Origin of the sequence: Actinoplanes italicus, assembly GCF_003001815.1 — a bacterium.
GTDB lineage: Bacteria > Actinomycetota > Actinomycetes > Mycobacteriales > Micromonosporaceae > Actinoplanes > Actinoplanes italicus.
Genome location: NZ_PVMZ01000001.1, coordinates 582,782 through 608,917 on the forward strand (window position 1 = coordinate 582,782; position 26,136 = coordinate 608,917).

Annotated in this window: 25 protein-coding genes; 5 read left to right on the forward strand and 20 right to left on the reverse strand. The window is 71.2% G+C overall.

Annotated features, from left to right (window positions below; genetic code table 11):
- Positions 1 to 8: 8 nt before the first annotated feature.
- The 12 genes from CLV67_RS02775 to CLV67_RS02830 are packed head-to-tail and all read right to left on the reverse strand — an operon-like array spanning position 9 to position 11,214.
- Positions 9 to 1,787, reverse strand: coding sequence for an ABC transporter ATP-binding protein (locus CLV67_RS02775; protein ID WP_106315511.1), 1,779 nt, complete (start codon positions 1,785 to 1,787; stop codon positions 9 to 11).
- A complete protein-coding gene (locus tag CLV67_RS02780; protein WP_106315512.1) occupies positions 1,784 to 3,508 on the reverse strand; it encodes an ABC transporter transmembrane domain-containing protein in 1,725 nt (574 codons plus the stop codon). Before CLV67_RS02780 ends, CLV67_RS02775 begins: the two co-directional genes overlap by 4 nt.
- Before the next feature lie 42 nt (positions 3,509 to 3,550).
- Positions 3,551 to 3,805: a hypothetical protein gene (locus CLV67_RS02785; RefSeq protein ID WP_106315513.1), complete on the reverse strand. Its 255-nt coding sequence runs from the start codon at positions 3,803 to 3,805 to the stop codon at positions 3,551 to 3,553.
- 9 nt (positions 3,806 to 3,814) lie between these two features.
- Entirely contained in the window at positions 3,815 to 4,867 is a 1,053-nt protein-coding gene (gene tsaD, locus CLV67_RS02790) for a tRNA (adenosine(37)-N6)-threonylcarbamoyltransferase complex transferase subunit TsaD (protein ID WP_106315514.1), read from the reverse strand.
- A complete protein-coding gene (gene rimI / locus CLV67_RS02795) occupies positions 4,860 to 5,300 on the reverse strand; it encodes a ribosomal protein S18-alanine N-acetyltransferase (RefSeq protein ID WP_106315515.1) in 441 nt (146 codons plus the stop codon). The genes tsaD and rimI overlap by 8 nt, the downstream gene beginning before the upstream one ends.
- Entirely contained in the window at positions 5,300 to 5,968 is a 669-nt protein-coding gene (gene tsaB, locus CLV67_RS02800) for a tRNA (adenosine(37)-N6)-threonylcarbamoyltransferase complex dimerization subunit type 1 TsaB (RefSeq protein WP_106315516.1), read from the reverse strand. Before tsaB ends, rimI begins: the two co-directional genes overlap by 1 nt.
- A 9-nt stretch (positions 5,969 to 5,977) precedes the next feature.
- Entirely contained in the window at positions 5,978 to 6,661 is a 684-nt protein-coding gene (ung, locus tag CLV67_RS02805) for a uracil-DNA glycosylase (RefSeq protein WP_106315517.1), read from the reverse strand.
- Positions 6,658 to 7,107 carry a tRNA (adenosine(37)-N6)-threonylcarbamoyltransferase complex ATPase subunit type 1 TsaE gene (tsaE, locus tag CLV67_RS02810; RefSeq protein WP_106315518.1) on the reverse strand — a complete coding sequence of 150 codons (450 nt, stop codon included), beginning with the start codon at positions 7,105 to 7,107 and terminating at the stop codon, positions 6,658 to 6,660. The genes ung and tsaE overlap by 4 nt, the downstream gene beginning before the upstream one ends.
- The gene (locus tag CLV67_RS02815) at positions 7,104 to 8,174 is read right to left on the reverse strand and encodes an alpha/beta fold hydrolase (RefSeq protein WP_106315519.1); all 1,071 of its coding nucleotides are present in this window, start codon (positions 8,172 to 8,174) and stop codon (positions 7,104 to 7,106) included. Before CLV67_RS02815 ends, tsaE begins: the two co-directional genes overlap by 4 nt.
- Positions 8,175 to 8,203: 29 nt before the next feature.
- Entirely contained in the window at positions 8,204 to 9,325 is a 1,122-nt protein-coding gene (alr, locus tag CLV67_RS02820) for an alanine racemase (RefSeq protein ID WP_106315520.1), read from the reverse strand.
- A gap of 50 nt (positions 9,326 to 9,375) precedes the next feature.
- Positions 9,376 to 10,827 (reverse strand): NAD(P)H-hydrate dehydratase, encoded by a 1,452-nt coding sequence (locus CLV67_RS02825; RefSeq protein WP_106315521.1) that lies wholly within the window; start codon positions 10,825 to 10,827, stop codon positions 9,376 to 9,378.
- Between the two features lie 12 nt (positions 10,828 to 10,839).
- Positions 10,840 to 11,214, reverse strand: a complete 375-nt coding sequence (locus CLV67_RS02830; RefSeq protein WP_106315739.1) for a holo-ACP synthase — start codon at positions 11,212 to 11,214, stop codon at positions 10,840 to 10,842.
- 166 nt (positions 11,215 to 11,380) lie between these two features.
- Here CLV67_RS02830 and CLV67_RS02835 point away from each other — a divergent pair, with 166 nt between their 5' ends.
- Both CLV67_RS02835 and CLV67_RS02840 read left to right on the forward strand, forming a co-directional pair.
- Entirely contained in the window at positions 11,381 to 11,668 is a 288-nt protein-coding gene (locus CLV67_RS02835; RefSeq protein WP_146168972.1) for a hypothetical protein, read from the forward strand.
- A complete protein-coding gene (locus CLV67_RS02840; RefSeq protein WP_106315523.1) occupies positions 11,665 to 13,176 on the forward strand; it encodes an alpha/beta hydrolase in 1,512 nt (503 codons plus the stop codon). Before CLV67_RS02835 ends, CLV67_RS02840 begins: the two co-directional genes overlap by 4 nt.
- 20 nt (positions 13,177 to 13,196) lie before the next feature.
- Here the strand turns inward: CLV67_RS02840 and glmS are convergent, their stop codons facing one another.
- Positions 13,197 to 15,116, reverse strand: a complete 1,920-nt coding sequence (gene glmS / locus CLV67_RS02845; RefSeq protein ID WP_428839478.1) for a glutamine--fructose-6-phosphate transaminase (isomerizing) — start codon at positions 15,114 to 15,116, stop codon at positions 13,197 to 13,199.
- A 146-nt stretch (positions 15,117 to 15,262) separates the two neighbouring features.
- On the opposite strand from glmS, the gene CLV67_RS02850 reads away from it, so the two are divergent.
- Together CLV67_RS02850 and CLV67_RS02855 are read left to right on the forward strand one after the other, a co-directional pair.
- Positions 15,263 to 16,030, forward strand: a complete 768-nt coding sequence (locus CLV67_RS02850) for an MmpS family transport accessory protein (protein ID WP_106315525.1) — start codon at positions 15,263 to 15,265, stop codon at positions 16,028 to 16,030.
- Positions 16,031 to 16,043: 13 nt separating this feature from the next.
- Positions 16,044 to 17,222, forward strand: coding sequence for a pyridoxal phosphate-dependent aminotransferase (locus tag CLV67_RS02855; protein ID WP_106315740.1), 1,179 nt, complete (start codon positions 16,044 to 16,046; stop codon positions 17,220 to 17,222).
- A gap of 7 nt (positions 17,223 to 17,229) precedes the next feature.
- Here CLV67_RS02855 and glmM read toward each other — a convergent pair whose 3' ends face one another.
- From glmM to rplM, 3 genes are all read right to left on the reverse strand, one after another.
- A complete protein-coding gene (gene glmM / locus CLV67_RS02860) occupies positions 17,230 to 18,585 on the reverse strand; it encodes a phosphoglucosamine mutase (RefSeq protein ID WP_106315526.1) in 1,356 nt (451 codons plus the stop codon).
- A 169-nt stretch (positions 18,586 to 18,754) separates the two neighbouring features.
- Positions 18,755 to 19,258, reverse strand: coding sequence for a 30S ribosomal protein S9 (rpsI, locus tag CLV67_RS02865; protein ID WP_106315527.1), 504 nt, complete (start codon positions 19,256 to 19,258; stop codon positions 18,755 to 18,757).
- Positions 19,259 to 19,278: 20 nt separating this feature from the next.
- Positions 19,279 to 19,722, reverse strand: coding sequence for a 50S ribosomal protein L13 (gene rplM, locus CLV67_RS02870; protein WP_014440773.1), 444 nt, complete (start codon positions 19,720 to 19,722; stop codon positions 19,279 to 19,281).
- A gap of 650 nt (positions 19,723 to 20,372) precedes the next feature.
- Between rplM and CLV67_RS02875 the strand changes: the two genes are divergently transcribed.
- Entirely contained in the window at positions 20,373 to 21,485 is a 1,113-nt protein-coding gene (locus tag CLV67_RS02875; RefSeq protein ID WP_106315741.1) for a uroporphyrinogen-III synthase, read from the forward strand.
- Between the two features lie 8 nt (positions 21,486 to 21,493).
- On the opposite strand, the gene CLV67_RS02880 is transcribed toward CLV67_RS02875, so the two are convergent.
- Genes CLV67_RS02880 through CLV67_RS02895 form a run of 4 tightly spaced genes read right to left on the reverse strand, consistent with a single transcriptional unit; the run spans position 21,494 to position 25,592 of the window.
- Positions 21,494 to 22,111, reverse strand: coding sequence for a GTP-binding protein (locus CLV67_RS02880; RefSeq protein ID WP_106315528.1), 618 nt, complete (start codon positions 22,109 to 22,111; stop codon positions 21,494 to 21,496).
- Positions 22,092 to 22,454, reverse strand: a complete 363-nt coding sequence (locus CLV67_RS02885) for a DUF742 domain-containing protein (protein WP_106315529.1) — start codon at positions 22,452 to 22,454, stop codon at positions 22,092 to 22,094. Before CLV67_RS02885 ends, CLV67_RS02880 begins: the two co-directional genes overlap by 20 nt.
- Before the next feature lie 43 nt (positions 22,455 to 22,497).
- The gene (locus CLV67_RS02890; RefSeq protein WP_106315530.1) at positions 22,498 to 22,905 is read right to left on the reverse strand and encodes a roadblock/LC7 domain-containing protein; all 408 of its coding nucleotides are present in this window, start codon (positions 22,903 to 22,905) and stop codon (positions 22,498 to 22,500) included.
- Positions 22,902 to 25,592, reverse strand: a complete 2,691-nt coding sequence (locus tag CLV67_RS02895; protein WP_106315531.1) for a sensor histidine kinase — start codon at positions 25,590 to 25,592, stop codon at positions 22,902 to 22,904. The genes CLV67_RS02890 and CLV67_RS02895 overlap by 4 nt, the downstream gene beginning before the upstream one ends.
- Positions 25,593 to 26,136 lie beyond the last annotated feature (544 nt).

Here is a 26,136-nt window from a genome sequence, read left to right on the forward strand (position 1 = left end):
GAGAACGGCTAGGGAAAGGGCGCGCCTTCCGGGCGCGCCTTTTTCGTGGCACCGCCCTGCCACGAGTTCCACAGCCGCGCGTACGCGCCACCCGCCGCCACCAGCTCGTCGTGTGACCCCAGTTCGACGATCCGGCCGTCGGCCATCACCGCCACCCGGTCGGCGTCGTGCGCCGAGAACAGCCGGTGCGCGATCGCGACCACGGTCCGCCCGCTGACCACCGCCGCGAGCGACCGCTCCAGATCGCGGGCGGCCCGCGGGTCGAGCATCGCGGTCGCCTCGTCGAGCACCAGCGTGTGCGGGTCGGCGATCACCAGCCGGGCCAGCGCCACCTGCTGCGCCTGCGCCGGCGACAGCAGGTACCCGCCGGTGCCCACCAGCGTGTCCAGGCCGTCCGGCAGGGCGTCCACCCAAGCGAGAGCCTGCACCGCGGTGAGCGCGGCCCTGATCTCGCCCTCCTGCGCGTTCGGCCGGACCATGGCGAGGTTGTCGCGCAGCGTACCGATGAAGACATGGTGTTCCTGGGTGACCAGGGCGACCTCGGCGCGCAGCCGGTCCGGCGGCAGGTCGGCCAGCGGGACGCCGCCGACCGTGACATCGCCCGAGGTCGGCCGGTGCACGCCGGCAAGCAGGCGGCCTAGCGTCGACTTGCCGGCCCCGGAGACCCCGACGACGGCGAGCCGCTCGCCCGGTTCGAGAACGAGGTCGATGCCGTGCAGCACCTCGCGCCCGGGCTCGTAGGCGAACCGCACGTCGCGGACCTCGATCCGGTCGTCCCGTGGCCGGGAGACCTCATCGGTCGCCGGGACCGGATCCGCGGTGACGCCGAGGAGGCGGGCCAGCGCCGCCGCCCCCACCTCCAGCTCGTCGAGCCAGCCCACCAGCCGGTCGAGCGGGTCGACCAGCTGCTGCACGTAGATCACGGCCGCCGTGAGGGCGCCCAGCGTCACCCGGTCGTGCAGATAGAGCCAGCCACCGGCCAGGAGCGTGAGCACCATCGGCATCACGTAGCTGATCTCGATCACCGGCCACCAGACGGTCCGGAGGTGGAGCGTGAACCGCTCGGCACGCCAGGATCGCCGCAGGTCGATGTCGGTACGGTCGATCCGCTGCCGCTGCCGGCCCAGCGCCTCGACGGTCCGGGCACTCTCCACCGTCTCGGTCAGTCCCTCGGTCACGTCCGAGTAGGCGGCGTTCTGCCGCAGATAGCCGGCCGGCGCGTGCCGCAGGTACCAGCGTGTCCCGGCCGTCATGATCGGTACCCCGATCAGCAGCGGCACCGCGAACACCGGGCTGACCAGCATCAGAGCGCCCACCACGAGACAGAGTGTGATGACCGCGATAAGAGTCTCCGGAACCGCGAAACGGACGCATTTGGACAGTGCGTCGACATCGCGCGTGGCCCGGGTGAGCAGATCGCCGGATCCGGCAGCCTCCACCCTGGACAGTGGCAGCGCCAGCACCCGGGTGACGAACTCCTCCCGCAGCCGGGCCAGCACTCGCTCCCCCAGCCGGGCCGACGCCAGATGCGCGAACCGGATCAGCACCGCCTGGATCAGCACGAACCCGGCGATCGTCAGCGCGAGCCGGTCCAATGACGACATCGGCACGCCGTCGTGGACGCCCTGAACCAGGTCGCCGAGCAGCCGCGGACCGGCCAGACCGGCCACCGCCGCGGCCACGTGCAGGAAGATCGTGGCCCGGAACAGGGCCGGGTACCGGCGGATCAGATCGCGTGCGTAGCGGCGGGCCTGCGCGGCGCTCGCGACCGGTAGCAACCGGCTCACGACCGCTCCTCGCCGGCTTCCTCGCGCTTCTTCTCCGGCGGCTCGCTGCCGCGCAGCACCAGCCGGGCATAACCGGGTTCGGTGCGCAGCAGCCCGGTGTGCGGACCGGCCGCCACCACCCGGCCGTCCTCGACGAAGCAGACGAGGTCGGCCCGGCTGAGCAGCAGTGGACTGGTGGTGCAGATCACCGTGGTCCGCCCGGCGCGTGCCACCCGCAGCCGCTCGGCGATCCGCGCCTCGGTGTAGGCGTCCACCGCGTTCGTCGGCTCCACCAGGACCAGAACCTCCGGGTCGGCGATCAGCGCACGAGCCAGGCGCAGCCGCTGCTGCTGGCCGCCGGAGAACGACCGGCCGCGATCGGGCACCACGGTCTCGGCGCCGGACGGCAGCGCGTCCACCGCCTCGGTGGCCGCGGCGACGACGAGTGCCTCCTCGAGAGTTCCGCGGCCGTCCGGGTCCAGGTCGGAACGCAGCCGGCCGGAGAACAGACCCGCCTCGTTGTCGGCCACGAGAATCCGCTCGCGTACGTCGGACATCGCCGCCGCCGTCAGCGGGACACCGCCCAGCGTGGCGCCGTCGGCGTACCGGCCGAGACGATCGGCTATCCGGGCCGCGGCGGCGGGAGTCGTGGCGGCTATCGCGGTGAGGCAGCCGGGCGTCACCCGTACCCCCGAATCGGGATCCACCAGCTCGCCTTCCGGAAGCGGAATCGGATCCGGAGGATCCGGAAGATCACTGCGCTCACGCAGCATCGCCACCACCCGGCGGCTCGACACGTGCCCACGGGTGATCTTGTCGATCGCCTCGGTGAGCTGTCGCAGCGGCGCGACCAGGAACGCGGCATAGGCGTAGAACGCCACCAGCTGACCGACCGTGATCCTGCCGTCCGCCGCGAACCGTGCACCGAGCCAGGTGACCAGCACGAGAAAGGATCCCGGCAGCAGCGCCTGCGCCCCCTCCAGCAGCGACTCGACACGCGCGGTGTGGACACCGGCCTCACCCAGCGCACGCGACTCGGCCCGGTAGCGCGCCGCCATCACCGCCTCGCCGCCCACCCCACGGAGCACGCGCAGCCCGCCGACCAGATCAGCGGCACGCCCGGTCAGCCGGCCCTGGCTCTCCCGGTAGGCCCTCTGCCGCCGGTGCAACGGCGGGATCAGAACCCCGACGACCAACATCAGCATGGGTACGCCCAGAAGCACCACCAGCCCCAGCGGAACCGAGGCGTGCAGCAACAGGACGGTGACCGTGATCACGGCCAGCAGCGAGCCGATGCCCCGCGAGGTGATGTCGACGGCACCGCCGATGTGGGTGATGTCCGAGGTACCGATCGCGACGACCTCGCCGGCGTTCAGTCGCCTCGGCAGTGTCGAGCCGAGCCGGTTCGCCTGCCGGACCACCACCTGCACCGTCCGGAACGCGGCCGCCAGCCAGTTGGTGACCGCGAACCGGTGCCGGGCGATGCCGGTGAGAGCCTGTAGCACACCCACGCCGAACAGCACCGACGCCCAGGTCACCAGGGCCGGCCCGTCGCGCGCCACGGCGGCGTCCACGGCTCGGCCGACGACGGCGGGCACCAGCGACTGGCATCCCATCCAGGCGATCGCCAGCAGGGCCGCTGCCGCGACCGTCAGGCGGGAACGCCGGATCAGCCAGAGCAGATAACGGGTGGCGGACCGGGAGTCGGGCGTACCGGGATCGGTCACGGGCAGTCTTCGCATCAGGCCCCGACGGTAAGGGCCCAGCTGCGCCGATGCGACCGCTCAGCGATCGACGGGGTTGAAATCCCAGACGTGCGGAGCGCGTGCCACCAGGTTCTCCGGCGGGGTGCGCATGTTCTCCGGGGAGTTGCGCCATTTGGTGATGACGACGATGCGATGATCGGTGGACGAATAGACGTCACTCGACACATGTTGTGGCAGTACCTCCAGGGCAGGCACCGCCGTGTCGCAGACCCAGGCCAGCAGCTCGTCGAAGCCACTACGCGAGGCCCGCACCTCCCACATCCGCGCGATCATGAAGGCTTCCTACCCTGGCACACTGACCTCGGTCAAACGCATCGCGGAATCCGCCGGGAGATCCAGGCGGCTCGGTGCCACCCCGGCCGCGACCAGATGCGAGCCGAGTGCGGCCACCATGGCGCCGTTGTCGGTGCAGAGACCCGGCCGGGGTACGCGGACCGTGATCCCGTGTTTCGCGGCACGCTCCTCGGCCAGCACCCGCAGCCGCGAATTCGCCGCCACGCCGCCACCGATGACCAGGGTTCCCACCCCGTTCGACCGGCAGGCGTCGATCGCCTTCGCGGTCAGCACGTCGCAGACCGCCTCCTGGAAGCTCGCCGACACGTCGGCCACCGGCACCGGCTCCCCGGCCCGTTCCCGGCTCTCCACCCAGCGGGCCACCGCCGTCTTGAGCCCGGAGAACGAGAAGTCGAACCGATGCGCGACGAGATCCTTCGGCGCGGTCAGCCCCCGTGGGAAGGCGATCGATCCGGGATCGCCCTCGCGCGCCGACCGGTCGATGATCGGCCCGCCCGGGAAGCCCAGGCCCAGCAGCCGGGCCACCTTGTCGAAAGCCTCGCCGGCCGCGTCGTCGATGGTCGCGCCGAGCGGGGTGACACCGGCCGTCAGGTCGTCGACGAGCAGCAGCGACGAGTGCCCGCCGGAGACCAGCATCGCCACCGCGGGCTCGGGCAGCGGGCCGTGCTCCAACGTGTCCACCGCCACGTGCGCGGCCAGGTGGTTGACGCCGTAGATCGGCTTCTCCGCGGCCAGCGCGTAACCTTTCGCGGCCGCCACTCCCACCAGCAGTGCCCCGGCCAGGCCGGGTCCGCTCGTCACCGCGATCGCGTCGACGTCGGCGAGTGTCACACCGGCCTCGTCGAGGGCCCGCTGCATGGTCGGGACCAGCGCCTCCAGGTGCGCCCGGCTGGCCACCTCGGGCACCACACCACCGAACCGGGCGTGCTGGTCCACACTGGACGCCAGCGCGTCGGCGAGCAGGGTGTGCCCGCGCACGATGCCGACACCGGTCTCGTCGCAGGAGGTCTCGATCCCGAGGACCAGGGGTTCGTCACGCATTGCGCATCATCACCAGAGCGTCCGTGTTGCTGGGCTGGTAGTAGCCGCGCCGGATGCCGACGGGCTCGAAGTCGTAACTCGCATACAACTGCTGCGCCGGCGCGTTGTCGACGGCCACCTCGAGCAGTGTCTTCCGGGTGCCGCGGCGGGCCGCCTCGGCGAGCAGCGCCTCCAGCAGCACCCGGCCCAGACCGCGGCGCTGGGCGTCCCGGCGGACCGCGATGTTCTGCACCCACGACTCGTGTTCGTCCACGACGGACAGACCGGCGTAGCCGATCACACTGCCGTCACCGTCCCGCGTCACCAGGTAGAACTGGCCGGTCGCCAGCTCGTTCCAGAACATCGCGGCGGACCACTTCTCCGGACCGAAGAGGTCCTCCTCGATCGGCAGCACCTCCTCGATGTGCCACCAGCGGAAGCGCTCCGGGGTCATCAGGTCAGCACCGGTTTGCGGCCCGACGGCTCCACCGCGTCCGGGCGGCGCAGGTAGAGGGGAGTCAGCACCTCGCCCGGCGCGCCCTGGCGGATCCGGTCGGCCGCGAACGCGACGAGAGCGGCACCGGGCGGATAAAGCAGGTGCTCCTCGACCGGCACGGCGAAGACATCGCCGTACTTCAAGGCGCCCTCACCCGCCGCCCGGTCGACCGACGCTCGCAACAGCGCAGCCACATCGCCGGGCTTGGCCACCTCCGGGCCGGTCACCCGTTCCCCGTCGAGATAGGTCGCGAAGTAGACCTCACGCCGCCGGGCGTCGGTGGCGATCAGCACCCGGCCCGGACCCGCCGCACGTCCCAGAGCGTCCAGCGAACACACCCCGTACGTCGGGATGCCCAGCGCCTGCCCCATGCTCGCCGCGGTGGCCAGCCCGACCCGCAGGCCGGTGAACGGCCCCGGCCCGAGACCCGCGACGATCGCGGCGAGGTCGCGCGGACGGTGGCCGGCGTCGGCGAGGACCGCCGCGATCTCGGGGGCGAGTTTCTCCCCGTGGGCGCGCGGGTCGACGGTGCGCCGCTCGGCCACACCGGTCAGCCCGTCCGCGGTCACCTCGACGAGCGCGGCCGTCGACGCGGGTGTAGCGGTGTCCAGAGCGAGTACCAGCACAGCGAAACCCTAGACCGTGGCCTTCGGGTCCCAGTCGATGACCGGCCGGCCGCCGTCGGCGAGAGCCTTGTTGGCCGCGCTGAACGGGCGGCTGCCGAGGAAACCGACCCGGTTCAGAGGGCTCGGGTGGCCGGCTTCGAGGATCGCGTGCACCGGGTTGGTGACCAGCGCCGCCTTCTTCTTCGCGTAGCTGCCCCAGAGCATGAAGACGATCCGCTCGTCACGCTCGTTGAGCGCCTTGATGGTGGCGTCGGTGAACGCCTCCCAGCCTTTGTTGCCGTGCGAACCGGCCTTGCCCGCCCGGACCGTCAGCACCGCGTTGAGCAGCAGCACGCCCTGTTTCGCCCACCCGGTCAGATCGCCGCCCGCCGGCTTCGGGACGTTGAGGTCCTCGTTGAGCTCCTTGAAGATGTTGCTCAGCGACGGTGGACGACGCACACCGTCACGGACGCTGAAGCTCAGACCGTGCGCCTGGCCGGGGCCGTGGTAGGGGTCCTGTCCGAGGATCAGCACCCGGGTCTGGCCCGGGGAGCACAGCCGGTACGCCGCGAACAGGTCCTCCACGGGCGGGTAGACGGTCTGTGTCGCATACTCCTCGGCCACCCACTCCCCCAGAGCGGTGGTCGCGGCGGCGTCGAGGTGGGGGGACAGCTCGGCTCGCCACTCGGCCGGCAGCTGCTCGGTCAGGTTCACATGGTCTCCAGTCGGTGTGCCCAGTCGCCGCCGTGCGGCAGCAACTCCACGGTGCGGGTGTCGTCGTCCAGCCGATCCAGACGGATCTGCAGGTATTCGTCGTTGAGTCGTTCCACGAGACCGGCGCCCCACTCGACGACGGTGACCGCGTCGTCGGCCGAGGCGTCCAGGTCGAGGTCGTCGATCTCGGCGCGCGGGTCCGGCCGGTCGCCGAGGCGGTAGGCGTCGGCGTGCACCAGCGGCACCGGACCCCGGTGCACCCGGGCGATCACGAACGTCGGTGAGGTGATCGGCCCCTGCACGCCCAGACCGGCGCCGATGCCCTGGGTGAGGGCCGTCTTCCCGGCGCCGAGCGGCCCGGTGAGCAGCACCAGGTCGCCGGGGCGCAGCACACCCGCGAGGCGCCGCCCGAACTCACGGGTGTCCTCGACGGTCTTCAGCTTCACGTCAGTTTCTCCAGGAAGGGAATCAGCGCGGCGTTGACCTGATCGGCCTTCTCCAGCATCACCACATGACCGCTGTTCTCGATCTTGACCAGCTCGGCCTCGGGCAGATTCTCGATGATCTGCTCGGAGTGGGTCACCGGGGTGAGGTAGTCCCGGTCACCGACGACGACCAGCACCGGGACGCCACGCAGCGCGGACAGCGCCGGGATGCGGTTGTGCGTGTAGAGGGTCTGGAGGTATTTCGTCAAGGTCTCGGCCGACGTCTTCGAGTTCATGCTCTCCACGAACGTGACCAGCGACGGGCTGGGCTTCGTCTCACCGAAGCCGTAACGCCGGGTCAGCAGCCAGGCCAGGTCCGACGAGGCGACCCGGGCCCGGTCGATGGTGCCGCCGCCGAGCTGGGCCGCCTTGTCCCAGAGCGGGAAGAACGGGGCGCTCACCCGGGCCACCACGTTCGTGATGCCGAGCTTGGCCTTGTCGAAGAGCCCTGCCGAGGTGGACATCAGCACCACACCGGTCACCCGGTTGCCGAACCAGGCCGGGAACTGCTCGGCGAACGCCATGATCGTCATGCCACCCATCGAGTGGCCGACCAGGATGATCCGGCCCTCGGGAACGGCCTCGGTCAACACCGCGGCCAGCGAGCGCCCGAGCGCGGCCAGGTCGTACGTGCCGGATTTCAGCTTGCTGGACCGGCCGTGTCCCGGCTGGTCGTAGAAGACCATCCGGTGCGAACCCCGCTCGGCCAGCTCCTTGCGCTGGAAGTAGAAGGTGCCCATGTCCAGGGCGAACCCGTGCACGAAGACGATGGTCGGCTCGTCGGGCGCGCCCTCCGGCTCGATGATCTCGACGTGCAGATCGGTGCCGTCGGCCGCGGTGACTGTCAGCTCCCGGTCGAAGGGCTGGTCGCCGAACGGCTCCTCGACGAAGGGGTCGCCGGGCGCGTTGACCGAGCGGCGGACCAGCGCCCGCTCCACGGCGAACGCGGTGGCCAGACCGGCCGCGGCCACACCGACCACGGCCCCGAATATGCCGGCGTTCTTGACGACCCGCGATCGTTTCTTCACCGGGCGGCCTCCCGCGACATCTGTTTTCTTCACCGGGTGGACTCCCCGACGTAGTTGCGCGGCACGCGGCTGCTGCCGAACCGGGTGACGATCTCATAGTTGATCGTGCCGGTGGCGGCCGCCCAGTCGTCGGCGGTCGGCTCGCCGTCGTCGCCCGGACCGAACAGCGTGACCACGTCGCCAGCGCTCACCGGCTCGTCGCCCACGTCGACGACCAGCTGATCCATGCAGACCCGCCCGGCGATGCGGGCCGTCGTGCCGCCCACCCGGACCGGGCCGGCGCTGGACGCGTGCCGCGGGACCCCGTCGCCGTAGCCCAGCGGCACCACCGCGAGCGTCGTCTCCCGGCTCGTCGTGTAGGTGAGCCCGTAGGACACGCCCTGCCCGGCCGGCACCCGTTTGGCCAGCATCACCCGGGCCCGGGCCGTCATGGCGGGCCGCAGGCCGTAGGTCTCCCCCGCGATCGGCGACAGGCCGTAGGCCGCGATGCCGGCCCGGACCAGGTCGAAATGCGCGTCCGGCCTGGTCAGCAGCGCGGCCGAGTTGGCGATGTGCCGGTATCGCGGCTCGATCCCGTAGGACTCGGCCAGAGCCAGACCCTCGTGGAAGGCGGCCAGCTGACGGTCGATCGACTCGTGCCCCGGCTCATCGGCGCAGGCGAAGTGGCTCCACACGCCGACCGCCTCCAGATCGCCGGTGGCCTGTGCCTTCGCGGCGGCCTCCAGCAGGGCGGGCCACTCGGCGGCGACCGCACCGCCGCGGGACAGACCGGTGTCGAGCTTGAGATGGGCCCGGGCCGGGCGACCTGCCCGGCGGGCGGCGGTCACCAGCTCGTCGATCATGTCACTGCTCGCGGCGCCCAGGTCGATCCCGGCCCCGACCGCGTCGTGCAGGGGCAGACCGGGAGTGAGCAGCCAGGCCAGGACCGGTGCCTCGACACCCGATCGGCGCAGCGTCAGCGCCTCGTCGAGGGTGGCGACGCCGAGCCAGGTGGCGCCACCGGCCACCGCGGCCCGCCCGGCCGGCACCAGGCCGTGCCCGTAGCCGTCGGCCTTGACCGCCACCAGCACCTCGGCGGAGGTGCGGGCACGCAGCATCGCGACGTTGTCCCTGATCGCGTCCAGATCGACGCGGACTTCGGCCTGCCACATGCCTCCACCCTACTGAGGCGTATGACAATTTCGTTCGGTCAGCCCGTTCGTCAGCCCAGCAGATCGCCCACGGCCGGGCGCAGCGCGGCCGCCACGTCCGCCGCCGTCACCGGCCCGTCCCAGGCCGCCCGGCGACCGGCGAGTCCGTGCACGTAGGCGGCGGCCACCGCGGCGCGCACGGCCGGCACCCCGGCCGCCAGCAGCGACCCGAGCAGACCGGCCAGAACGTCCCCGCTCCCCGCCGTGGCCAGAGCGGGGCTGCCGGTCGGATTGGCCCAGATCTCACCCCCCGGGGTGGCGACGATGGTCCGGTCGCCCTTCAGCAGCACCACCGCGTTGGTCCATGCGGCCAGCCGGGCCGCCGCACCGGCCCGGTCAGCGCCGGGCGCCTCGCCGGCCAGCCGCTTGAACTCCCCGTCATGCGGGGTCAGCACGAGCGGGGCGTCGCGGCGCAGATCCTCCGCGTGCTCGCCGCCGACCAGCAGATTGATCGCGTCCGCGTCGAGCAGGACCGGCAGCGGGGTGGCCAGCACACTGCGCAGCTCGGTCCGTGCCTCCTCGCCGGTGCCGAGACCGGAGCCGCAGACCCAGGCCTGCACCCGGCCGGCTTCGGCGACCCGATCGGCGACGACGACCGACGGGTGGGCGCGGACGACCTCACGGTGCGCGCTGCCGGCGTACCGCACCATGCCTGTCGGCCCGGCCAGAGCGCCCGCGGTGGAGAGCAGCGCGGCGCCCGGGTAGTAGGCCGAGCCGGTGGCCAGGCCGACCACGCCGCGGGTGTACTTGTCCGAGGTCGCGCCGGGCCGCGGCCACCAGGAGGCGATGTCGGCCGCGTCCGGGACGCGGACCGCGGGATCGCCTGTCAGGGCCGGACCGAGGCCGATGTCCACCAGGTCCACCTGGCCGCAGCGCAGGGTGGCCGGACCCAGCACGTGCGCCGCCTTGAGGCAGCCGAAGGTGACCGTGACGTCGGCGGTGACCGCCTCGCCGGGCACGTCGCCGGTGTCCACGGAGACGCCGCTCGGCACGTCGACCGCCACCACCGTGGCCCGCTCACCGGTCCGGCCACGCAGGCCGCCCAGTTCCCGGACGATCGCCGCGGCTTCGGCGCGCAGTCCGCCGCTCGCTCCGATCCCGACGATGCCGTCCAGCACCAGATCGGCACGTGCCGGCAGGTCACGGGTGGTGAAGCCGCCCGCCTGGCGAAGCGCGGCCAGTCCGGCCAGGTGCACCCGTTCCGGGGTCAGCAGCAGTGCCCGGACCTGGGCTCCCCGCCGTGCCAGCGTGGCGCCGGCGTAGAGCGCGTCACCGCCGTTGTCGCCGCTGCCCACCAGCAGCAGGACACGGGCGCCGTAGACACCGCCGGCCTCCTCCAGCAACAGGGCGCAGCGCCGGGCCAGCCCGGCCGCCGCCCGCTGCATCAGTGCGCCCTCGGGAAGGCCCGCCATCAGGTTCTTCTCGGCCGCCCGTACATCGGCGACCCGCCATGCCTGCCGCATGAATCCTCCCGCTCACTCGCCCGCTTCGGCGACCACCATCGCGGAGGCGATCCCGCCGTCGTGCGACAGCGACAGATGCCACCGGGCGATGCCCCGCTCGGTCGCCGCGGCGGCGACCGTACCTGAAACGGTCAACCACGGACGCCCGTCCGGATCCGTGACGATCTCGCAGTCGTGCCAGCGCATGCCGTTCGGCGCTCCGAGCGCCTTGGCGACGGCCTCCTTGGCCGCGAACCGGGCGGCCAGCGACTCGGCCGACCGCGGGCTGCCGGAGTTGGTGTGCCGCTCGGCCTCGGTGAACAGCCGGTCGGAGAGCATCGGGGTCCGCTCCAGCGCACGGGCGAAGCGTTCCACCAGGACGACGTCGATGCCGACAGACACGATCACACCGGTCACCATATCGGCGCATCCGGTCACTTTCCCGGGCCCGCCCGTCTATCAGGACGCCACTGCGCGCGCAAGGCCTGTGGACGGTCGTCCACAGGCCCGCCCCACGGCCCCGATCCGGCCTCTAACGTCGGCGCATCCCTCGTCCCCCATGGAGGTCCGCCCGATGAATCCCGACTTCGAGGTCGATGCCGAAAGCCTTCTTCAGGACGCCACGGCGGTCACCGGGTTCGCCGGCCGGGTCGTCGGCACGGCCGCCCGGGTGCCGGTCGCCGACCCGTCCCCGCACTGGGCCGCCACCGGTGCCGCCGACCTCACGGCCGACTCGGCCCGGCGGCTGGTCGGCCTGCTCGGCCGGGACGTCGAGGAGACGGCCGAGCGGATCAGAGCCGCCGCCACGGCGTACAGGGAGGCCGACAACCGTGCCGCTGCCCGGCTCCGGACGGCCCGATGAACGCCGTCGACGCCTCCGCCGTCACCTACGCCAAGCTCCGGGCCACCGATCCGGCGCGCTGGCGGGCCACCGCTCTGGCCTGGCGGCGATGGGCCGCCCTGGCCGGGGCGCTGTGCGCCGAGTTCGGCCCACTGGTGGACCGTCTGCGGGAGTCGTGGTCCGGTTCGGCGGCCGAGGCCGCGACGGCCCGGCTCCACGCGCTGCGCGGCCGCCTGGCCTTCTTCCGGGTGCTGTGCTGGCGGGCCGACCAGGTGCTCAGCGAGTTCGCCGCAGCCCTCGGCCGGGCCCGCACGCTCCTCGATCGGGCACGCGCGGCAGCCGGGCGTTCCGGCCTGGTCATCGATGATCACGGTACGGTCCACGGCCGCCCCGAGGCGGGACCGGCGGTCAGATCCGTCGCCGCCGATCTGGGAGCCGCGCTGGCCGTGGCCGCGGAGGCCGACGCCACCGCGGCCGCCGGGCTCGGCCCGCTCGCCGACGTGCCGCCCACTCCGGTCGCCGGGTCCTACCCCGCGTGCGGAGCACCGCCCGCGGAGGTCCGGCGCTGGTGGGAGCGATGGAGTCCGGCCGAGCGGAACTGGTTGCTGGTCACCGATCCGGCCGCGCTCGCCGGCGTGGACGGCATCCCGATCGCCGACCGTGACATCGCCAACCGTCTCCTGCTCGACGACCACCGCCGGCAGCTGGACCGGCTGCGGACGGCCGGGACCGATCCCGATCGCGTACGGGACCTGCGCACCGGGCTGGACAGGTTGACCGCGCGCCTCGAGGAGGAGGGTGCGCCCCGGGCGTACCTGGTGGATCTGGGTCTGGACGGCGAGGGCCGGGCCGTGGTGGCGCTCGGCGACCCGGACCGGGCCGCCCACGTCCTGACCCACGTGCCGGGCATGACCTCCGACCTCAAGTCACTGGGTGGCGAGCTGAGCAGGGCGGAGCGGGTCGCGGTCCGGGCCGGTGAGCTGGGGCCGGGCCGGGCGACGAGCGCCGTGCTGTGGCTCGACTACGACGCGCCGGATTTCGTGCCGGAGGCCTCCTCGGCTCGTCAGGCGCGCGACGCGGCGCCGTATCTGACCCGGTTTCAGGAGGCCCTGCGGGTCACGCACGAGGGTGAGCCGGCACATCAGACGGTCCTCGGGCACAGCTACGGCTCGCTGGTGGTGGGCCGGGCCGCGTCGGCGGGAGGCCTGCCCGCCGACGCCGTGGTCTTCGTCGGCTCGCCCGGTGTGGGTGTCGACTCGGCGGCACAGCTCAGGTTCCCGGCTGAGCAGGTGTGGGCGACCACGTCGGCGACCGATCCGATCCGGGTGGCGGCCGCGCCGAAGGAGCTGTTGCTGCCGGACCTCCCCGGCAGCAAGCGGCACCTGTGGTTCGGGCGCGACCCGAGCCAGCCCGGATTCGGCGCCCGCGTCTTCCCCAGCCAGTTCGACGCGGGTCACCTGGGTTATTGGGACCAGGGCGAGCCGGCCCTCGACGCCATCACCCGGATCACGCTGGGCGGAACGCCGTGAGCCGGCGGCTCAACCCGCGATCACTCGACGGTGACCGACTTGGCCAGGTTGCGGGGCTGGTCGACGTCGTAACCGCGGGCCGAGGCGATCTCGCAGGCGAGGATCTGCAGCGGCACCGTGGTCATCAGCGGGGCGAGCAGGGTCGGCGTGTGCGGTACGTAGATCAGGTGGTCGGCGAACTGCCGGACGTCCTCGTCGCCCTCCTCGGCGATCACGATGGTGCGGGCGCCGCGGGCGCGCACCTCCTGGATGTTCGAGACCACCTTGTCGCGCATCACACCGCGCCCCTGCGGGGACGGCACCACGCAGATCACCGGAGTGCCCTGGTCGATCAGCGCGATCGGGCCGTGCTTGAGCTCACCGGCGGCGAAGCCCTCGGCGTGGATGTACGCGAGCTCCTTGAGCTTGAGCGCACCCTCAAGCGCCACCGGGAAGCCGACGTGCCGGCCGATGAAGAGCATCGTCGAGGCGGTCTTGAGATCCCGGCCCAGGGCCCGCACCTCCTCCATGCGGCCGAGCAGGTCACGCAGGTTGTCCGGGGTCCGGCGCAGTCGCGACACCACGGCGGCGACCTCGTCGGCGTACATCACGCCGCGGATCTGGGCCAGGTGCAGGCCGATCAGGTAACAGGCGACCAGCATGGTGAGGAACGCCTTGGTGGACGCGACCGCGATCTCCGGACCGCCGTGGGTGTAAAGGACGGCGTCCGACTCTCGCGGAATGGTGGAGCCGTTGGTGTTGCAGATGGCGAGAACCCGGGCCTTCTGCTCCTTGGCGTGCCGGATCGCCATCAGGGTGTCCATGGTCTCGCCGGACTGACTGATCGCGATGACCAGCGTGGACCGGTCGAGGATCGGGTCACGGTAACGGAACTCGCTGGCCAGCTCCACCTCGCACGGGATGCGCACCCAGTGTTCGATGGCGTATTTGGCGACCATGCCGGCGTGGTACGCGGTACCGCAGGCGACGATGAAGACCTTGTCGACGTCCCGCAGGTCCTGGTCGGTCAGGCGGACCTCGTCGAGGATGATCTCGCCACGCTCGGAAAGCCGGCCGAGCAGGGTCTCCGCGATCGCCTGTGGCTGCTCGGCGATCTCCTTGAGCATGAAGTACTCGTAGCCCCCCTTCTCGGCAGCAGAGGCGTCCCAGTCGATGTGGAACTCGGTGCCGGTGGCCGGGGTCCCGTCGAAACCGGTGATCTCGATGCCGGACGGGGTGATCAGGACCACCTGGTCCTGTCCCAGCTCGATCGCCTCCCGGGTGTGCTCGATGAAGGCGGAGACGTCGCTGGCGAGGAAGTTCTCGCCGTTGCCGCGGCCGACGACGAGCGGCGAGTTGCGCCGGGCCGCGACGACCGCGTCGGGCACGTCCACGTCGACGGCGAGCAGGGTGAAGGCGCCCTCGAGCCGCTTGGCCACACGGCGCATGCCCTCGGCGAGCAGGGCCGGGCCGTCCTCGGCACCGGACTCGCGCAGCGTGCGCATCTCGGCGGCGAGCAGGTGGGCCGCGCACTCGGTGTCGGTGTCGCTGCGGAACTCGACGCCGGTCGCCTCGAGCTCGGCGCGCAGGCGGGCGAAGTTCTCGATGATGCCGTTGTGGATGACGGCGACCCGGCCGTCGACGGAGACGTGCGGGTGGGCGTTACGGTCGGTGGGGCCGCCGTGGGTGGCCCAGCGGGTGTGCCCGATGCCGGTGACGCCGGCCTCGATGCCGTCGCCGACGCGTTCGGCGAGCGCCTTCTCCAGGTTGGCGAGCTTGCCCGCCTTCTTCTCGGTCTTGACCAGGCCGCTGTCGATGATGGCGACGCCCGCGGAGTCGTAACCGCGGTACTCAAGGCGGCGCAGCCCGTCGATGACGATACTCAACGCCGGACGATTACCTACGTAACCCACGATCCCACACATGACGGGCAGCGTAACCGACTTTCGCTCAGCCGTCATGCTCGGGAAGCGCAGTTATGAGCATCGCAGTTGATCGGAACCTTAGTCCAACCACGTCGGCAGCTCTCTCGCCCATACGGGTGGATGATCCCCACCGTGCGTCGCTGGCGTACCGTCGGAAAGCGGTGCCCCCACCGGGAGGAAAGATGAGCGATCCGAGCGAGCCCCGGCAACCGCCCAGGCCACCCCAGTTCACGCCACCGCCGGACTACCCGCCGACCGCTCAGTTCCCGACGGTCGACCCCAACGCCGGATACCAGCCGCCACCGCCGGGCTACGGCACTCCGCCCGGCTACGGTCCTCCTCCGCCGCCGCCCGACTACGGGCCCCCGCCTCCCGAGTACGGCCCCCCGCCTCCGGGTTATGAGCCCCGCCCGCCTCGCCGGAGCAACGCGCCGCTGATCGCCCTGGTTCTGGCCGTCACCCTGCTGCTCTGCGGCGGCGTGGTGACCGCCTCAGTGATCATGGCGAGGCAGGCGGCCGAGAAGGCCGAGGAGATCGCCGAGCCGATTCTCAACCCGACGCTGCCCGAGATCCTCCCGACCGAGGCGCCGGATCTTCCCGGCCTGCCCACCGACTTCCCGGACCTGCCGGCCGTGCCCACCGACATCCCCGGGCTCGGCGAGGGCAAGGAGATCAGCGTGACCTATGAGGTCACCGGAGACGGCACGGCCGAGATCCTCTACATGGAGAAGCTGGACGGCACACCGAAGCGGGTCGGCAACGCCAAACTCCCGTGGAAGATCACGACCACGATGAAGAGCCCGGCCGTGGTCTCGGTCATCGCCGTGCGCACCGGCATCGACAACGGTTCGATCAGCTGCAAGGCCACCGTCGACGGGGAGCAGGTCGCTCAGCAGAACGCGGAGGGCACCCTGGCGACGGCCAACTGCTACAAGATCATCATCAATTAGAGGGAGTACGGTGATCACGTCCAGCCCGGCGGACCCGCTCGTCGCACGGATGCGCCCGTTCGGCACCACGATCTTCGCCGAGATGTCGGCTCTCGCGGTCCGGACCGGGGCGGTGAACCTCGGGCAGGGCTTCCCCGACACCGACGGGCCGCCGGAGATGCTGGCCGCGGCCGCCGAGGCGCTGGCCAGCGGAGCCAACCAGTACCCACCCCTGGCCGGCATCCCCGCGCTGCGTGCCGCGATCGCCGCCCACGAACAGCGGTTCTGGGGCCTGGAACGGGATCCCGACGCCGAGGTCGCGGTCACCGCGGGGGCCACCGAGGCGGTCGCGGCGGCGATCCTGGCGCTGTGCGAGCCGGGTGACGAGGTCGTCTGCTTCGAGCCGTACTACGACTCGTACGCCGCCTCGATCACCCTGGCCGGTGCGGTCCGGCGGCCGGTCACGCTGCGGCCGGGACCCTCCGGGCGGTACGAGTTCGACCCCGACGAGCTGCGGGCGGCGTTCGGCGGGCGTACCCGTCTGGTGCTGCTCAACTCGCCGCACAACCCGACCGGCAAGGTCTTCACCCCGGCCGAGCTGGAGACGATTGCCGGCCTGTGCCGGGAGTTCGACGTCTTCGCCGTCACCGACGAGGTGTACGAGCACCTGGTCTTCCCCGACGCCGCGGCACCGCACCTGCCGCTCGCCTCGCTGCCCGGCATGCGCGAGCGCACGCTGCGCATCTCCTCGGCCGGCAAGACGTTCTCGTGCACCGGCTGGAAGGTCGGCTGGGCCACCGGCCCGGTCCGGCTGATCTCGGCGCTGCTGCGCGTCAAGCAGTTCCTGACCTTCGTCAACGGCGCGCCGCTGCAGCCCGCCGTGGCCGTGGCCCTGAACCTTCCGGACTCCTACTTCACCGGATTCACCGCCGGCCTGCGGGAGCGCCGGGACCGTCTGGTCGCCGGGCTCACCGAGGCCGGCCTGGCCGTCCTGCCGTCCGAGGGCACCTATTTCGTGACCGCCGACATCCGGCCGGCCGGCGGCACCGACGGCGCCGAGTTCTGTCGTGGGCTACCGGCCAGGTCCGGTGTGGTGGCGGTGCCGACCCAGGTCTTCTATGACCATCAGGAAGCGGGCCGGCACCTCATCCGTTTCGCCTTCTGCAAACGCCTCGAAGTCATCGACGAGGCGGTCCGGAGGCTGAAGGGCTAGAGCGCGCCTACGCTGCGGGGCTGGCGGCACGCACCTCGTCGGCGATCCGCTCGGCCACGCTGCGCGCCTGCTCCTCGGTGGCGGCCTCGACCATCACGCGGACCAGCAGCTCGGTGCCGGACGGCCGCAGGAGCACGCGCCCGGTCTCGCCGAGCTCGTTCTCGGCCAGCGCGACGGCGGCCTGCACGGTCGGAGCGGCGGCACCCGCGTCGCGGTCGCCGACCCGTACGTTGATCAGCACCTGCGGCAGCTTGTGCACGACCGCAGCCAGATCGGCCAGCGACTTGCCGGTCGCCGCGATCTGCGCCATCAGGTGCAGGCCGGTCAGCACACCGTCACCGGTGGTCGCGAACGCCGGCATGACGATGTGGCCGCTCTGCTCGCCGCCCAGTGCGAGGCCGCCGCTCGCCAGCTCCTCGAGCACGTAACGGTCGCCGACCTTGGTCTCCAGCAGCCGGATGCCGGACTGCTTCATGGCGATGCGGAGGCCGAGGTTGCTCATCACGGTGGCGACAAGGGTGTCGTCGGTGAGAGTGCCGGCGTCGCGCATGGCCAGGGCCAGGATCGCCATGATCTGGTCGCCGTCGACGACCTCGCCCGTGGCGGTGACCGCGAGGCAGCGGTCGGCGTCGCCGTCGTGGGCGAGCCCCAGGTCGGCGCCCTCCCGCAGGACCGCCTCGATGACCTTGTCGAGGTGCGTCGAGCCGCACTCCTCGTTGATGTTGAGACCGTCCGGGTCCGCGTGGATGGCGATGACCTCGGCGCCGGCCTCCCGGTAGGCCACCGGGCCGACCTCGCTGGCCGCCCCGTTGGCGCAGTCGACGACGACCTTGATCCCGTCCAGCCGGTGCGGGAGCGACTCGATCAGGTGCTTGATGTAGTACTCGGCGCCGTCGAGCAGGTCGTTGACCCGGCCGATCCCGGCGCCGGTGGGCCGCCCGATCAGGCCGTGGCCGTCCTCGACCGCCTTCTCGATGCGCTCCTCGAGCTCGTCCGGCAGCTTGGTGCCGCCGGCCGCGAACAGCTTGATGCCGTTGTCCGGCATGGGGTTGTGCGACGCGGAGAGCATCACTCCCAGGTCGGCGTTGGTCTGCCCGACCAGGTACGCCACAGCGGGCGTCGGGAGAACGCCGACCCGGACCACGTGAGCCCCGGCACTGGTCAGCCCCGCGACGACGGCGGCCTCCAGCATCTCACCGCTGGCTCGGGGGTCACGCCCCACGATGGCCAGCGGCGGATGGCTGCCGTCCGACTCGACCAGCACGCGTGCGGCCGCGACTGCGACCGACAGTGCCAGTTCCGGGGTGAGTAGATCGCCGTTCGCGAGGCCGCGAACGCCGTCCGTGCCGAAGAGTCGCCCCATGGCGGCTTCCTTTCGCCGGTAAATGCGACCTCAAGCCTGCATCAGCGTTCGGCTGGTCACGAGTACCGGAACGGCTAGTTGGGGAGGGTGTGAGTGCAAACATCGACGGCCGAGCACATCCCTCGCGTGAGGGACGTGCTCGGCCGTCGATAAAGACCGAGGCGCAAAATCAGCGCTTCGAGTACTGCGGAGCCTTACGAGCCTTCTTGAGACCGTACTTCTTGCTCTCCTTGACCCGGGCGTCACGGGTCAGGAAGCCGGCCTTCTTGAGGGCGGGACGGTCGTCCGGGTCGTTCTCGATGAGCGCGCGGGCGATCCCGAGGCGGAGGGCGCCGGCCTGGCCGGTGATGCCACCACCACGAAGGTTCGCGATCACGTCGAACTGCTCGGTGCGCTCGGCGGTCACGAGCGGCTCGCGGATCAGCTGCTGGTTGACCTTGCTGGGGAAGTAGTTCTCCAGGTCACGGCCGTTGCAGGTGATCTTGCCGTTGCCGGGCACGAGGCGCACCCGGACGATGGCCTCCTTGCGGCGGCCGACGGTCTGGATCGGGCGACCACCGGGGCGCGGGGCGCGGACCGGGGCCGGCGCGGCCGTCTCGACGACGACCGTCTCAGCGGGCTCCTCGACGGCCTCGACGGTCTCGACGACCTCGGGCTCGATGATGTCGGACATGCTGCTGCCTTCTCCCACGCTCACTGCGCGATCTGCTTGATTTCGAACGGCTGGGGCTGCTGAGCGGCGTGCGGGTGCTCAGCGCCCGGGTAGACCTTCAGCTTCTTGATGATCTGCCGCGCGAGCTTGTTGTGCGGGAGCATGCCCTTGACGGCCAGCTCGATCGCCTTCTCGGGGCGCTTGGTGAGCAGCTCCTCGTAGCCGACCTGCTTCAGACCACCCGGGTAGCCGGAGTGGCGGTAGGCGACCTTGGTCTGCCGCTTGTTGCCGGTCAGGGCGACCTTGCCGGCGTTGATGATCACAACGAAGTCGCCGGTGTCGACGTGCGGGGCGAACGTGGGCTTGTGCTTGCCACGCAGCAGGTTCGCGGTGTGGGTGGCCAGGCGACCCAGAACGACGTCAGAAGCGTCGATAATGTGCCACTGACGCTCGATCTCACCCGGCTTCGGGCTGTACGTACGCACAGAATTACCTTGTCTCGTCGTCGGTCCGGGGGCGCGCGCTGGTCGCATCAGGAAGATGCGTCAAGCAACCCCACATAGGGACCACTCGCATCAGTCGCACAACAGCAGGCAACAATACCCGGCTGCGCGGCGCGTGGTCAAAACAGGTGGTGTTCAAGGCACCAGGAACCCGGCGAAGGTTCTGGTTGCAAACCCTCAGCCCTAGTGGTACGCCAAACGAACCCAGCATACTCCGCGCGGCGGCAGTGTCCGCAGCGGGTCACCCCCGCATCATGCCCGACTTAGCAGGCTCGAAACAAACGGGACGTCCGTCCGAAATTCCCTCCCGGCACGCTTCAGGCCATGGCCAACGGTGCGCAACTCCGGACGACTCCGCCCGGTATTGACCGAGGGCGCACCATGGAGAGACCACCGTCAGGGTTGAGGACGGACCTGACGGTGTTCACCGAGCCGGCTCGCCGGTTCGGTGGGGAGGAGTCGCGGCGTGCCCCGGACGGAGGCATGGCGAGGACCGCAAGCGTGACGTGGGAGCGGGTCTACGCTGAGGACGGCGGGCTTCGAGCGTGCCCTTCGGTGGACCGTTCGGCCACGCCGCGACTTCTCGACCCGGGGATCGGATGACCGACCGGGCCCCCGGCTCCCGGCGGGCGATGCTGACGGCGGCCGCGCTCGCCGAGCCGACCGCCGTGCTGTCCGGCTACACCGTCGGCGTGACCGCCGATCGCCGTAAGGACGAACTGGCCACCCTGCTCGAGGCGCGCGGCGCCCGCGTCGTGCTGGCCCCCGCGCTGCGTATCGTTCCCATCGCCGACGACGCCGAGTTGCGCGCCGCCACCCGTGCCTGCCTCGACAACCCGCCCGACATCGTGCTGGTCAACACCGGTATCGGCATGCGGGGCTGGCTGGAGGCCGCGGAGAACTGGGGTCTGGGTGAGCCGCTGCGCGAGGTCATCTCGCGTGCCTACCTGGTCGCCCGCGGACCCAAGGCACGCGCCGCGGTCCGGTCCGCCGGCCTGCAGGATCAGTGGTCCCCCGACGGCGAGGGCTACGAGGAGGTGGTCGAGCATCTGAGCGCCCGGGGCGTGGCGGGCCTCACCGTCGCGATGCAGTTGCACGGGGAGAGCCAGCCCGAATACACCGAGGCCCTGGAGTCCGCCGGGGCCCGGGTCATCGAGCTTCCGGTCTACCGCTGGGCGCCGCCGGTCGACCCGGCACCACTGCACCGGCTGACCGATCTGATCACCGGTCGTCTCGTCGACGCCGTGACGTTCACCTCCGCGGCGGCGGTCCAGGCCGTCCTGCGCGCCGCGGGCACCGGGGCCGACGCGCTGCTCGATGCACTGCGCGACGATGTCATGGCCGCGTGCGTGGGGCCGGTCACCTCGGCTCCGCTGCGCCGGCGGGACGTGCCGGTCGTCACGCCCGGCCGTGCCAGGTTGAGCGCGCTCGTCCGTACGATCGTCGATGAATTGCCCAAGCGGGCGGTGAGTTTCCACATCGCCGGACACTCGATCACGTTGCGCGGCCACGCCGCGGTGGTCGACGGCGTGCTGCGACCGCTCGCGCCCGCGCCGATGGCGGTCCTACGGGCGCTGGCCGGATCGCCGGGCCGGGTCCTCTCGCGGGCCGCCCTGCTGCAGGCACTGCCACGAGGGGCCGACGAGCACGCCGTCGAGATGGCGGTGGCCCGGCTCCGGGCCGGACTGGCCGTGCCCGGAGTCGTGCAGACCGTCGTGAAACGCGGTTACCGCATCCCGGTCTGAGGCGTGCCTCAGCCGACCGGCGTGGCCCGCTCCTGCTCGGTCACCAGGGTCGCCATGGCGTGCTCGACCACGCCGATCAGCACGGTCTTGACCGAATCCCGGTGTCGTGCGTCACACATGATCAGCGGAACCCGGGCCGGGATGGCGAGCGCCTCCCGGACCTCCTCCGGCTCGTAGCGGGGCGCGCCGTCGAAGCAGTTGACCGCCACGAGGTACGGCAGATGCCGGTTCTCGAAGTAGTCGAGCGGCGCGAACGCGTCCGTGAGCCGTCGGGTGTCGACCAGCACGGCCGCACCGACCGCACCGCGGATCAGCTCGTCCCACATGAACCAGAACCGGGTCTGCCCCGGCGTACCGAAGAGGTAAAGAATCAGATCGTCGGCCATGGTGATCCGGCCGAAGTCCATGGCGACCGTGGTGCTGCCCTTCTCCGGCACCTTGGACGCGTCGTCGATCCCCTGGCCGGCCACCGTCATCACCGCTTCGGTGGTGAGTGGCTCGATCTCGGAGACAGCCCCGACGAGAGTCGTCTTGCCCACGCCGAAACCACCCGCGACCACGATCTTCGCGGAGGTGATCTCGGTGGGATGCGGTCGCGTCCGCTCCTCAGAGCTTGCGAAGTCCACCCAACACCCTTCCCAGCAGGTCCATCCGCTCCGTGAAGCCGGTCTTGGGAGCGGCACTGTGCAGCTGAAGCAATCCGTCGGCGACCATGTCGGCGACGAGCACCCGGGTTACCCCCAGTGGTAACCGGGTGTGCGCGGCGAGCTCGGCGAGCGATATGGCTTTCGGCTCACACAGGACTGCCATGCGGTACTTGTCGTGCCCGGCGAATCGCGCTTCCTGCACGGCCGCCGGACTCGCGACCAGGAGCGCCTCGATCGGGATGTCCCGAATCGGTTCGGTCCGGCCACGCGTGACCGCGTACGGCCGCACCAGGTTGCCCCGGGGATCGTGCGGCTGTGTCATGTCGCGGTCACCTCGTCTCCGCCGGGGCGATGAGCCCCGGCGTCTAGTGGCTGACGGCCTCGCGTGGCGCCGGCGAGAGGGCCGCGCCGACGCGTTCCACCAGCAGGGCCATCTCGTAGCCGACCTGACCGACATCGCAGTTGCGAGCCGCCAGGACGGCCATCGACGAACCGTCGCTGATGGACATCAGAAAAAGATAGCCGCTGTCCATTTCGATGATGGTCTGTTGGACCTGTCCGGCATTGAACATCCGCGACGCGCCGTCCGTGAGGCTCACCACGCCGGAGGTGATCGCGGCGAGTTGCTCGGCACGGTCGGTCGGCAGATCTCGCGACTGGGCCAGCAGCAGCCCGTCGGCGGAGACCGCGATCACGTGCGCGATGCCGGCGACGCTGTCGGCGAAGTTGCTGAGCAGCCAGCCCATGTCGTGCATGGTTGGGGGCCTGGTCACTGTTCCTTCTCCTTCGGAGCCTGTGTTACCGCGGCGGCGGTCTCGGCAACGCCGTCCGTCCGCCCTCGTTGCACTCCCCGGTGATACGCGGAAAGCAGCCCGCGAACCTCATCCGCATTGCGACGATGTTGCTGCCGCGGGGCCGTCTCCACCCCGCCGGGGACGAGCTGGGCCTGCGGGGTCCGTTTGGGCAGCCCGGATCGGGTGGTCTCGGTGATCTTCGGGTCGGAGGCCTCCATCGCGCGCTGCCAGCCCTCGTCCGCCGCGCTCCGCCAGCGTTCGTCGCCACTGGGGCGTGGCTTCGGAACGACCGGAGCAGGCTGAACGGGTTGGGCAGGCTGGGCAGCAACGGTCACCGGGGTCGGCGGTGGCGCGTATCCCGCGGTCGGCATTCCATGACTGTCCACCGGCTCGTTCTCCTCCGAGAACCAGCTGTGCTGCATCTCCAACTGGATCGGCGCAGCCTGAGGCAAGGACGGAGTCGGGGGCGGGGGCGGAGGCGACGTCGGTTCGTTGTCCACCGGCTTGGGAACCCGCGTCGGCAACGGTGGGCGGTCCGGCGTCGGCTTCAAATCCAATTCGGACATGGGTACGCCCACCTGCGGCGCCCTGACAGGCGGAGGAGCCGGAGCCGGGGCGGTACGGACAGCCGGTCGCGCGTCGATGCTGCGCGGCGTGCCCAGCGGCAACTGGGGCGGCGGCCCGGGCCGGGTCCAGCTGGCCGCGCGGGACGGCGGAGCACTCGGCGCACCCGGCATGACGACGATGTCGGCGGGCAGTACGACCTCGGCGACGATGCCGCCGTCCGGGCCGGGCCGTAGCTCGACGCGGATGCCGTGCCGGGACGCCAGCCGCCCGACGACCGCGACGCCCATCAGCCGGAACGCGGACGCGTCCACATCGGCCGGTTCGCTGAGTTTCCGGTTCAGCGTCTCCAGTTGCTCGGCCGAGATGCCGAGACCGCGGTCCTCGATCTGGACGACGGCGTGAGCTCCGTTACGTCCGCCGTGCGCCATCACGACGGTGTCCGGGGCGGAGAAGCGGGTGGCGTTGTCGAGCAACTCGGCGATCAGCCGGACCACGTCGTTGACGGCGGCCGAGGAGATCAGCACGTCGGTTTCGATGGTGCCGAACTCGATCCGGTGATAGAGCTCGACCTCGGACTGGGCGGCCCGGAGGGCGTCGATCAGCAGAGCGTCCTCGCGGCGTGGAGTGCCCACCTCGGCACCGGCCAGCACCAGCAGGTTCTCGTCGTTGCGGCGCATCCGGGTGGCGAGGTGGTCGAGTTCGAAGAGGCGGGCCAGCCGCTTCGGGTCCTCCTCCATCCGCTCGATCTGGTCGAGTTCGCCGATCATCCGGTCGACCAGCGACTGGCTGCGCCGGGCCAGGCTGAGGAACATGGTGGAGAGGCTGATCCGCAGTGCCGCCTGCTCGGCCGCGACCCGGATCGCCTCACGGTGCACCATGTTGAAGGCCTCGGCCACCTCGCCGAACTCGTCACGGTCGGCGACCTCGATCGGATCCCGGCTGTGCGCGACGATCCGGTCGACGCCGCCTTCGCCCAGGCTCTCCACGTCCTGCAGCAGGCTCACCGCTTCGGGCAGGTCCCGGCTGGCCACCGCCAGGGCGCCCTCCCGCAGGCGGCGTACCGAGAGCAACAGTGAGCGGCCCAGGTAGAAGGCGATGGTGACGGTCGCGATCAGGACCACGAGAACCGTGATGAACTCGATCGTGGCCAGGCGAGTGGTGGTGGTCCGCTCCTCCTCGGCGATCGAGACGGCCTGGAACTCCAGCTGCCGCTCGGCGCCGCGGAGCAGGACCGCCACGTCGGCGAACGCCTTGGCGAGGTCGGCCGGGTCGGCCGCGGACCGGTCGGACAGCCCGGCGGTCAACTGGTCGGCACGGGCCACCGCCTGGTCGGCCATGACCGAGTCGACCAGCGCGATCTGGTCGCGCGTGGCCACCTCACGGAAGTCGGCCAGTGCGCGGGCCCGGGTGGTCTGGGTGGCGATCAGCTCGCGCTGGCGGTCCGCGCTGAGGTCGTTGCCCGCCCGGGCGACGTACGCCAGAGCCGCCTGCTCCGAGGCCGCACTCTCCAACTCGGAGAAGGCAGCGACGGCACGCAGGCCGTCGGCGACCTCGCCCCGTTCGGCGACCTGGCTGACCAGCTCCTCGTAACCGGTCATGCCGGCCAGCAGGACGCTGTACCGCTTGGCCGTGTCGGGCAGCCCGGGACCGCTGCGCGCCCCGACCGTGGTCCGCAGGTCACCCAGCCCGTCCAGCTGACCGTCGACGGCGGTGAGGCGGGTTTCGACCCGCTCGGGTATCGAGGTGATCTCGGCGCGCGCGGCTCGGTACCGCTCCACCTGGGCGTCCACCGCCTTGGACGCCTCCCGGAAGGCGGTGTTCGGAGAATCCGGGGTGGCCAGGAACGCGATGGCGGCCATGCGCTCGTCGTGCAGCAGCCGGCTCAGGTTCGAGATGTCGGCGCCGAGTTCGGCGAGTCGTGCGACCTGTTCAGCGTCACTCATCTGCCGCCCGACCTGGAGCAGCCGCATCGAGGACACCCCGGCCACCGCGATCAGGGGAAGAACCAGCATGCCGGCGAGCCGCGAGCGGAGCCGGGCCTTCCGTGGACTCCGGAAGCCGCCACGTCGCGCAGCCAGGCCCGAGGATCCCGTGCTCACGACATCTCCTTCGCGGTCGTCCCCGCTCCGCGCCACCGCTGGAGCCGGCCGAATGAACCTTTTCCAACCCGGCATCGAGCCCGGCTTCCGATCAGGCGACCGGCCTCACGACCTGGAAAAGGCTGCGGTCCGGCCCCGTCCGGTGCCCGCAGCAGAGCCCGCGCCGTTTCCGGCACGGCGGCGATTTCATCAGAACGCCGGGTCATTTGGGAAGTCTGGATCCTCCCGCAAATGGCTCCGCTGTCCGGGTGATAACCGCGCGCGAGTGCGCCCCGTGATCGCGCTCCCGGCGTTGACGTGCACGAATACGTCACCCACAACCGTCCGTGAGGTCGCGATCACCGGGCAACATCGAGATTCCAACCACTATGTGGGAGTTCCGTCCCGCGACCTCGATGAACACGGTGGCAAGGTTTGGCGCGAAACGACGGACACGTTGTCCGTGCGCGACAGTGTCCACTCTGGACTCTCACTCTGGCAAGTAGCCCAGAGGTCGCTCGGGAGTCACCGTACGTGACCAATTATGAATCGACGGACGTCGATC

What these genes read in the sequence shown, in the direction of transcription:
- CLV67_RS02825 (WP_106315521.1), bottom strand. Translation starts at nt 10,827, where the DNA reads ATGCGGCAGGCATGGCGGGTCGCCGATGTACGGGCGGCCGAGAAGAAC.
- glmS (WP_428839478.1), bottom strand. Translation starts at nt 15,116, where the DNA reads ATGACGGCTGAGCGAAAGTCGGTTACGCTGCCCGTCATGTGTGGGATC.
- CLV67_RS02835 (WP_146168972.1), top strand. Translation starts at nt 11,381, where the DNA reads ATGAATCCCGACTTCGAGGTCGATGCCGAAAGCCTTCTTCAGGACGCC.
- tsaD (WP_106315514.1), bottom strand. Translation starts at nt 4,867, where the DNA reads ATGCGTGACGAACCCCTGGTCCTCGGGATCGAGACCTCCTGCGACGAG.
- CLV67_RS02785 (WP_106315513.1), bottom strand. Translation starts at nt 3,805, where the DNA reads ATGATCGCGCGGATGTGGGAGGTGCGGGCCTCGCGTAGTGGCTTCGAC.
- CLV67_RS02780 (WP_106315512.1), bottom strand. Translation starts at nt 3,508, where the DNA reads ATGCGAAGACTGCCCGTGACCGATCCCGGTACGCCCGACTCCCGGTCC.
- CLV67_RS02850 (WP_106315525.1), top strand. Translation starts at nt 15,263, where the DNA reads ATGAGCGATCCGAGCGAGCCCCGGCAACCGCCCAGGCCACCCCAGTTC.
- CLV67_RS02885 (WP_106315529.1), bottom strand. Translation starts at nt 22,454, where the DNA reads ATGACACAGCCGCACGATCCCCGGGGCAACCTGGTGCGGCCGTACGCG.
- glmM (WP_106315526.1), bottom strand. Translation starts at nt 18,585, where the DNA reads ATGGGGCGACTCTTCGGCACGGACGGCGTTCGCGGCCTCGCGAACGGC.
- CLV67_RS02840 (WP_106315523.1), top strand. Translation starts at nt 11,665, where the DNA reads ATGAACGCCGTCGACGCCTCCGCCGTCACCTACGCCAAGCTCCGGGCC.
- alr (WP_106315520.1), bottom strand. Translation starts at nt 9,325, where the DNA reads ATGTGGCAGGCCGAAGTCCGCGTCGATCTGGACGCGATCAGGGACAAC.
- CLV67_RS02875 (WP_106315741.1), top strand. Translation starts at nt 20,373, where the DNA reads ATGCTGACGGCGGCCGCGCTCGCCGAGCCGACCGCCGTGCTGTCCGGC.
- rpsI (WP_106315527.1), bottom strand. Translation starts at nt 19,258, where the DNA reads ATGTCCGACATCATCGAGCCCGAGGTCGTCGAGACCGTCGAGGCCGTC.
- rimI (WP_106315515.1), bottom strand. Translation starts at nt 5,300, where the DNA reads ATGACCCCGGAGCGCTTCCGCTGGTGGCACATCGAGGAGGTGCTGCCG.